Source organism: Streptomyces sp. NH27 (assembly GCF_056859195.1).
The window spans coordinates 1-8004 of the sequence record NZ_JACEGK010000371.1 but is presented as its reverse complement, the minus strand read 5'-3'; the positions used below and the strand labels follow the sequence as shown (position 1 = coordinate 8004).

Below are 8004 nucleotides of genomic sequence, written 5' to 3'. Positions count from 1 at the left end.
CCTCCACCTCCACCCCCCCGTTCCCGTAGCGGACCCCACGAGGGACAGAAGCGGGGGCGCAGGCGGCGGGGTTCGAGACGTTCGTATATTTGTGGCGCGAGGAAGAACGGCAAGCCCATGAACTGGCCCGCAGGCGCCGTAAATATGCAGTCTCGAACCCCGCTGCCGGAGCCCACGCGACCGCACCACCACGACGCCAAGCGCCACCCGCCAAACACCTACAGCAACCCCGAAGCCCTCCACAGCGGCTTCGACGCCCCCCGCAACAACCCGATCTCCTCGAAGAAGTCCATCAACCGCTTCGCCGAGTGCCGCATCATCTCCTGACGGTGCCCACTCGCCCGCACCGCCGCCACCGCCTCCGCCGGATCAAGCCCGACATTCGCATACACCTTCGGACTGACCAGCGACCGCGCGATCACCCGCGCCGCCTCCGCCGACATCGTCCGCGTCAACGCGATCTCCCACCGCGGCGCCGTCTCCATCTGCCGCCGCAACTCCTCCCGCGCGTAACGGATATGCCGCGCCTCCTCCACCACGTGAATCCGCGTCACCCCGCGAACGAACGACTGCACCCGCTCATCCGGAAACGTGAGCCGCTGCATCCAGTCCAGGATCTCCTCCGCGAGGAGCGTCCCGGTGAACGAACCCGGCGTCGTCGAGAACGTCTTGAGCACCCGCCCGAGCGAGTGATCCAACCTGCTCGGCCCGTACACCGGCGTACCGAATTTCGTCACCGCGCGAGCGAACATCTTCGAGTGCCTGCACTCATCCGCGATCTCGGTGAGCGCGTAGCGCACATGCGCACTGGTCGGATCGAGCGAGTACGTGTGCCGCAACAGGAGTTGCATGAGGATCGTCTCGAACCACACGCCCGACGCGCACAGCGACGACGCCTCGTGCCGGGACAGCTCGAACCGCTGCTCCTCCGACATCCGCCGCCACAGCGGGGTGTCGTAGAGGGAGAGCAGCTCGGGCGGCCAGAACCACGCGCCCTCCTCGAACGGCGCCTCCCAGTCCAGCTCGGTGTCGGGGTCGAAGGAGTGCTTCGCCGACGCGGTGAGCAGCCGCTCCGCCGTCTTCTCCCGGTCGATCAGGATTGCGTCCATGAGTGAACCGGCCTCCGCCGCATGAGGGTTACCTGGGGTACGGTTCTTATGAGACTCTGTGTCAACAAGCCCGTCAAGCCCTTGTGCGGCAACGGCGGCGAGCCGGACCGCGCGGACCGGACCGGACCGGACTGGACCGGGCCAAGGCCGGCCGCGTCGTTGCGCGGGGGCGCGGACACCAGCAGCCGCCCGATCGGAGTGTGTCGATGTCGACGGAAGGTCTCTACTCGAAGCCGCCCACGGAATGGACCTGGCAGGTCCCGGCCCAGGGCGCCGCCCGCTTCTCGTGGGAATACGACGACGGCCGCGACCGCCTGCTCGCCCTGTACCAGAAGGGCAAGGACAAGCAGTGGGACGCGGTGCGCCGGATCGACTGGGACCTGGAGGTCGATCCGTACGACCCGCTCGGCACGCCCGACGAGGCGATGACCCTGTACGGCACCCGGTACTGGGACGCGATGAGCGAACGCGACCGCGGGCTGCTGCGACAGCACTACACCGCCTGGCAGTTCAGCCAGTTCCTGCACGGCGAGCAGGGCGCGATGATCTGCGCGGCGCGCATCGTGGAGTCGGTGCCCGACCTGGACGCGAAGTTCTACTCGGCCACCCAGACCATGGACGAGGCCCGGCACGCCGAGATCTACGGCCGGTTCCTGCACGAGAAGGTCGGGATGCTCTACCCGATCAACGACAACCTCCAGGCGCTGCTCGGCGAAACCCTGCGCGACTCCCGCTGGGACATGCCCTACCTCGGCATGCAGGTGCTGATCGAGGGGCTGGCGCTGGCCGCGTTCGGCATGATCCGCGACACCACCGACAAGCCGTTGCCCAAGCAGATCCTCGCCTACGTGATGCAGGACGAGGCGCGGCACGTCGCGTTCGGCCGGATGGCGCTGCGGGACTACTACAAGCAGCTGTCCGACGCCGAACTGCGCGAGCGCGAGGAGTTCGTGATCGAGGGCTGCTACCTGATGCGGGACCGGCTGCGCGGCACCGAGGTGCTGGCGAACTTCGGCATCCCGCAGGCCGAGGCGATCGAGATGACCGAACGGTCGGAGTTCCTGCACCTGTTCAGGAAGCTGCTCTTCAGCCGGATCGTGCCGTGCGTGAAGGACATCGGGCTGTGGGGGCCGCGGCTCCAGAAGGCGTATGTGGACCTGGGCGTCTTCGATCTGGGCGACTCCAACCTGGACCTGCTGATGAGTCAGGACGAGGAGATCGCCGAGCGGCTGGACGCGGAGCGGTTCGCGGCCGAGGAGGCCGCCCGGGTCGCCGAGGTGACGGACGCCATCGCCCAGGGCGGTGAACCCTCCGGGGCCGTGCCTCGGACATAGCGGCCCACGTGATGATCGCGGACAGGCTAATCGTATGTTTATGTGATGAATGCAGGTCCGAGATCGTCACGCCAAGGGCGCCGCGCCTTCAGACGTACCCCGCCGCACGCGCCGGGCGAGAGTCCGCAGCACGGCCAGGACCCGGCGCCGTCGCCCGGCGCCCGGTCCGATCAGCGCCGTGCCGCCCGCCGGGCCCGGGGCCGGCGCCGCAGGAACGCGGCGCTCGGCCTCGCCGGGCTGCTGGCCGCCGTCGCCGCCACGTTGTACCTGGTCCACGGAGCGGGGGGCGGGCAGGCCGCGGCGAGGTCCGGCGCCGGGAGCGGCCCGTCCGGGGCGCGCGGCGCGGCCGGCCCGGACACCTCCGCCGGACCCTCGGCGGGCCACGGCAACGGCAACGGAACCCTCACCCTCGCCTTCGCCGGCGACGTCCACTTCACCGGCCGCACCGCCGGGCGGCTCACCGCCGATCCCGCGCTCGGCCCGATGTCCGAGCAACTGGCCGCCGCCGACTTCTCGATGGTCAACCTGGAGTCCGCGATCACCACCCGCGGCACCCCGCAGGCGAAGATCTACCACTTCCGCACCAGCCCGGCGGCCCTCACCGCGCTGCGCGACTCCGGCGTCGACGCGGTCGCGATGGCCAACAACCACGCCGTGGACTACGGCCCGCAGGGCCTGGCCGACTCCGTCGCCGCCAAGCACGCCTCGCCGATCCCGGTGATCGGCATCGGCGCGAACCAGGCCGAGGCGTACCGCCCGTACACCGAGACCGTGCACGGCGTGCGGCTCGCGGTGCTGGCCGCCAGCCAGGTCTACGACATCACCAACTCCGACTTCCGGGCCGGCCCGGCCACCCCGGGCATCGCCTCCGCGCTGGACCGGCCGCGGCTGCTGGCCGCCGTCCGCGCGGCCAAGGCGCACGCCGACGTGGTGGTGGTCTACCTGCACTGGGGCATCGAGGGCGAGAACTGCCCGGTCGCCGACCAGAAGTCGATCGCCGCCGACCTGTCCGCGGCCGGCGCCACCGCCGTGGTCGGCACCCACGCCCATGTGATGCTCGGCTCCGGCATGCTCGGCCCCACCTATGTCGCCTACGGCCTCGGCAACTTCCTCTGGTACGGCACCTCGCCCTACCCGCACTCCAACGACACCGGCGTGACCACGATCACCGTCACCCGCGCCGGGAAGGTCACCGGCGCCCGCTTCACGCCCGCGCTCGTCGGCGGCGACGGGGTGCCGCAGCCGCAGACCGGCGCCGGGGCCGCCGGAATCACCGACCGCTACGAGCAGTTGCGCGGGTGCTCCGGCCTGGCCGCCCCGCCGCGCGGGTAGACCGAGGTCACAGTCCTTCTGTCACCCGGTCCGTGGGTATTGGTCCGGATTCTGTAACGGTGCCGGTGCTGCCGGCCGGGCGCGGAACCGTACCGTGGGTGACGGCATCTATCCGATCGCGGACCGGGCGACGACCCGGCCGCGCCAAGGAGCCGAGCGACACGGAAAGCGGGCGGGGAACACATGACGGACCGGGGACGGATACCGGAGCAGCCGCCGTACGGACCGGGTGGGGGCGGGGCCGGCGGCCCCGGTTGGGACGACCGGTCGGGGCGCTCCCGGGCGAAGTCCGCGCCACAGGTCGTCGCGATCGCCCTGGCCGTCGCCGTCGTGGTGCTCGCCGCCGTCGTCACCGCGATCGTCGCGCCCGGTTCCGGCAAGCACTCCGCCGCCGGCGACCCGAAGGCGTCGCACAACTCCGCGCCCGCCGGCTCCTCCGGCGCCGGAGGTACCGGCGGCGACAGCAAGAACGGCGGCTCCGGCGGCCGCACTTCGAGCCCCGGGCACAAGTACCCGCTCGTGCCCGACTCGATCGTGCACTCCGCCGAGACCCCCGGCAAAGCCGTCAACATCACCATCGACGACGGCCCCGACCCGGTCTGGACCCCGAAGGTCCTGGCCGTGCTGAAGAAGCACCACGTGCACGCCACCTTCTGCATGATCGGCCCGCAGGCCCGTGACAACCCCGCCACGGTCCGTGCGGTCGTCGCCGGCGGCCACCGGCTGTGCGACCACACCGTCCACCACGACGAGGGCATGGACAAGAAGCCGGTCGCCTACCAGGAGTCGGAGATCCTGGACGCGCTGAACATGATCGAGCAGGCGTCAGGCGGCGCCCGGGTGTACTACTACCGCGCCCCCGGCGGCGCCTTCACCCCGGCCAGCCGCGCCTTCGCCGCCCAGCACGGCCTGCGCCCGCTCGGCTGGAACATCGACACCAAGGACTACGAACGCAAGGGCGTCGGCACCATCGTCGGCACCGTCAAGTACGAGATCGGCAACGGCCCGACCATCCTCTTCCACGACGGCGGCGGTGACCGCTCGCAGACCGTGGCCGCGCTCGACCAGACCCTGACCTGGCTGCAGAGCCAGGGCTACGCGTTCAGCTTCCCGCAGGTGAACTGAGCCCCGCCGCAGGCTCCTTGAGGACCGTCTCCATCACCGCGCGGGCGATCGGCGCCGCGTTGCCGCCGCCGGAGATGTCCGCCCGCACCGCGTCCGCGTCCTCCACCACCACCGCGACCGCCACCGCCGCCCGGCTGCCCCCGGGCGGTTTGGCGTAGGACAGGAACCAGGCGTACGGCGTACCGGCGTTGGCCAGGCCGTGCTGCGCGGTGCCGGTCTTCCCGCCGACCACCACCCCGGGGATGGCCGCGTTGGTCCCGGTGCCGTTGGTCACCACCGCCTCCATCAACTCCTGGAGCGCCGCGGCCGTCTGGGTGCCGACCGCCTGGTGCAGGGTGTGCGGCCGGGTCCCGGACACGGTGGTCCCGGCGTGGTTGGTGACCCGGTCCACCAGGTACGGCGCCATCAGCCGCCCGCCGTCGCCGACCGCGGCCGCCACCATGGCCATCTGCAACGGCGTCGCGGTGGTGTCGTACTGCCCGATCGAGGAGAGCGCCACCTGGTCCGGGCTCATCGTGGTGTCCACGTTGCTCTTCGCGACGTTCGGCGGGATGCTCAGCTCGTTGTCGTTGAAGCCGAACAACTCCGCCTGCGCCACCACGTCCTGGGCGCCCAGGTCCGCGCCGAGCTTCGCGAAGACCGTGTTGCAGGAGTAGCGGAAGGCGTCGTACACGCTCGCGTTCCGGCAGCCCGCGCCCTCGTTGGTCAGCGCGACGTTCGTGCCCGGCAGCCGGTACGGGTCGGGCGAGTCGGTCCGCGCGCGGATGTCCGTGACCTCGCCGCCGGCCAGCGCGGCCGCCGCCGTGACCACCTTGAACGTCGAACCGGGCGGGTAGGTCTGCCGGATCGCCCGGTCCAGCATCGGCTGCTCGGAGTCGGCGTTGAGCCGCTTCCAGGCCGCCGTCACCGAAGGGCCCGCGCCTGACAGCAGCCCCGGGTCGTAGGACGGCGAGGAGACCAGCGCGAGGATGCGCCCGGTGGCCGGGTCCAGCGCGGCCACCGCGCCCCTGCGCCCGGCCAGCCCGTCGTACGCGGCCTGCTGCGCGGCCGGGTCGATCGTGGTGTGCACGGTGCCGCCGTGCTGCCGGGCCCGGGTGATCTCCTGCCACAGCGGCTGCTGGCGCAGCGCGGGGGAGGTGCCGTCCAGCAGGCCGTTCTCGGTGCTCTCCAGCAGCGTGGCGCCGTAGGTCTGCGACGCGAAGCCGGTGACCGGCGCGTACAGCGGGCCGTCGGTGTACGTGCGGATGTATCTCAACTGGCCGCTGGTGGAACGCGATCCGGTGACCGTGCGGGTGCCGGCGAGGATGTTGCCGCGCGGCCGGGCGTACAGCGCGATGTCGGCGCGCCGGTTGGCGGGGTTCGCGGCGTAGCCGCCGGCTTCGACGAGTTGCACCCGGGTGGCGTTGGCGAGCAGGGCGAGCAGCAGCAGGAGGCAGAAGGCGGCGGCGTGCCGCACGCAGCGGTTCACGCCGGGCTCCCCGGGGTGTCCTGGGTGCCCGGGGTGCCCGGGGTGTCGGGCGGGGTGTCGGGGCCGGCCGGACCCGCGACCGCCGTGCCGCCCGCCGCCTGCCCCCGTTGCTCCGGTTGCTCCGGTTGCTCCGGTTGCTCCGGTTGCTCCGGTTGCTCCGGTTGCTCCGGTTGCCCTGGTTGCGCCGCCGGTGCGGGCTGCGCCGGCTCCGGGCGGCGGGCCCGGTCGCTGATCCGCACCAGCAGCGCCACGATCAGCCAGTTGGCCACCACCGACGAGCCGCCCTGCGCGAGGAACGGCATCGCCATGCCGGTCAGCGGGATCAGGTCCATCACCCCGCCGGTGACCACGAACACCTGGAGCGCCAGGATCGAGGCCAATCCCGCCGCCAGCAGCCGCCCGAACGGGTCGCGGGTGGCCAGGGCCGCGGCGAACCCCCGCGCCACCAGCAGCGCGTACAGCCCCAGCAGCGCGCACAGCCCGGCGAGCCCCAACTCCTCGCCCGCGGTGGCCAGTACGAAGTCCGACTTCGCGGCGAAGCCGACCAGGAACGACGAACCCTGGCCGAGTCCGGTGCCCAGCGCCCCGCCGTTGCCGAACGCGAACAGCGACTGGGCGAGCTGGTTCGGCCCCTGCCCGGCGGCGATCGACGCGAACGGGTGCAGCCAGTCCCGCACCCGTTCGTGCACATGCGGTTCGGTCCCGCCCACCGCGGCCACCCCGGCCGCCGCCAGCAGCAGCCCCACGGCGGTCCACCCGGTCCGCCCGGTCGCCACGTACAGCATCACCACGAACAGGCCGAAGAACAGCAGCGAGGTGCCGAGGTCGCGCTCCAGCACCAGGACGCCCACGCTCGCCAGCCACACCGCGATCACCGGCCCGAGCACCCGCCCGTTCGGCAACTGCAGCCGCCCGAGCCCCTTCAGCCGGCCCATGACCGGCAACGGGCGGCCCGCGTACGCCAGCGCCGCGCGGTTCGCCGACAGGTAGCCCGCGAAGAAGATCGCCAGCAGCACCTTCGCGAACTCGCCCGGCTGGATGGAGAACCCGGCCGCCCTGATCCAGATCCGGGCCCCGTTCACCGCCGGGAAGGCGATCGGCGTGATCAGCAGCACCAGGGCCGCGGTCACGCTCACGTACGTGTACCTCGCCAGCACCCGGTGGTCGCGCAGCGCCAGCACCGCCACCGCGAACAGGCCCACCCCGAGCGAGGACCACACCAGTTGGGCCGGCGCCGCCCGCGGGCCGAGCACCGGTTCCAGGTCCAGCCGGTAGACCAGCACCAGGCCCAGGCCGTTGAGCAGCACCGCGATCGGCAGCAGCAGCGGATCGGCGTACCGGGCCCGTGACCGCACCGCCAGATGGGCCAGCAGCGCAAGGCCGCCCAGCCCGCCGCCGTACGCCAGCGCGTCCTTGGGTACCGCCCCGCTGCGGGCCAGCCCGACCTCCGCGTAGCCGTAGACCGAGATGCCCACCGCCGCGACCAGCAGGCACAGCTCCACCCCGCGGCGGGCGGCCGGGCGCGGCCGTGCGGTGCCGTGCGGGGGCTCCGGGCGCGGCGGCCCGGGCGGGGGAGGAGCGGTCGCCGACGTTGCGCTCATGGGCCGTCACGCTAGCAACCGGCGACCATTATGTC

At 72.2% G+C, this 8004-nt stretch carries 6 protein-coding genes; 3 read left to right on the top strand and 3 right to left on the bottom strand.

Annotation, left to right across the window (positions count from 1 at the left end):
* Positions 1 to 218 precede the first annotated feature (218 nt).
* The gene (locus AC13HU_RS26130) at positions 219 to 1109 is read right to left on the bottom strand and encodes an AurF N-oxygenase family protein (protein WP_483044401.1); all 891 of its coding nucleotides are present in this window, start codon (positions 1107 to 1109) and stop codon (positions 219 to 221) included.
* A 206-nt stretch (positions 1110 to 1315) separates the two neighbouring features.
* Between AC13HU_RS26130 and AC13HU_RS26125 the strand changes: the two genes are divergently transcribed.
* From AC13HU_RS26125 to AC13HU_RS26115, 3 genes are all read left to right on the top strand, one after another.
* On the top strand, positions 1316 to 2443 hold the full coding sequence (locus AC13HU_RS26125) for a ferritin-like domain-containing protein (protein WP_483044400.1): 1128 nt from the start codon (positions 1316 to 1318) through the stop codon (positions 2441 to 2443).
* 45 nt (positions 2444 to 2488) lie between these two features.
* On the top strand, positions 2489 to 3775 hold the full coding sequence (locus AC13HU_RS26120) for a CapA family protein (protein WP_483044399.1): 1287 nt from the start codon (positions 2489 to 2491) through the stop codon (positions 3773 to 3775).
* 183 nt (positions 3776 to 3958) lie between these two features.
* Entirely contained in the window at positions 3959 to 4900 is a 942-nt protein-coding gene (locus AC13HU_RS26115) for a polysaccharide deacetylase family protein (protein ID WP_483044398.1), read from the top strand.
* Here AC13HU_RS26115 and AC13HU_RS26110 read toward each other — a convergent pair.
* Entirely contained in the window at positions 4878 to 6368 is a 1491-nt protein-coding gene (locus AC13HU_RS26110; protein ID WP_483044397.1) for a penicillin-binding transpeptidase domain-containing protein, read from the bottom strand. The genes AC13HU_RS26115 and AC13HU_RS26110 overlap by 23 nt on opposite strands.
* The gene (locus tag AC13HU_RS26105; protein WP_483044396.1) at positions 6365 to 7969 is read right to left on the bottom strand and encodes an FtsW/RodA/SpoVE family cell cycle protein; all 1605 of its coding nucleotides are present in this window, start codon (positions 7967 to 7969) and stop codon (positions 6365 to 6367) included. The genes AC13HU_RS26110 and AC13HU_RS26105 overlap by 4 nt, the downstream gene beginning before the upstream one ends.
* Between the last annotated feature and the right edge of the window lie 35 nt (positions 7970 to 8004).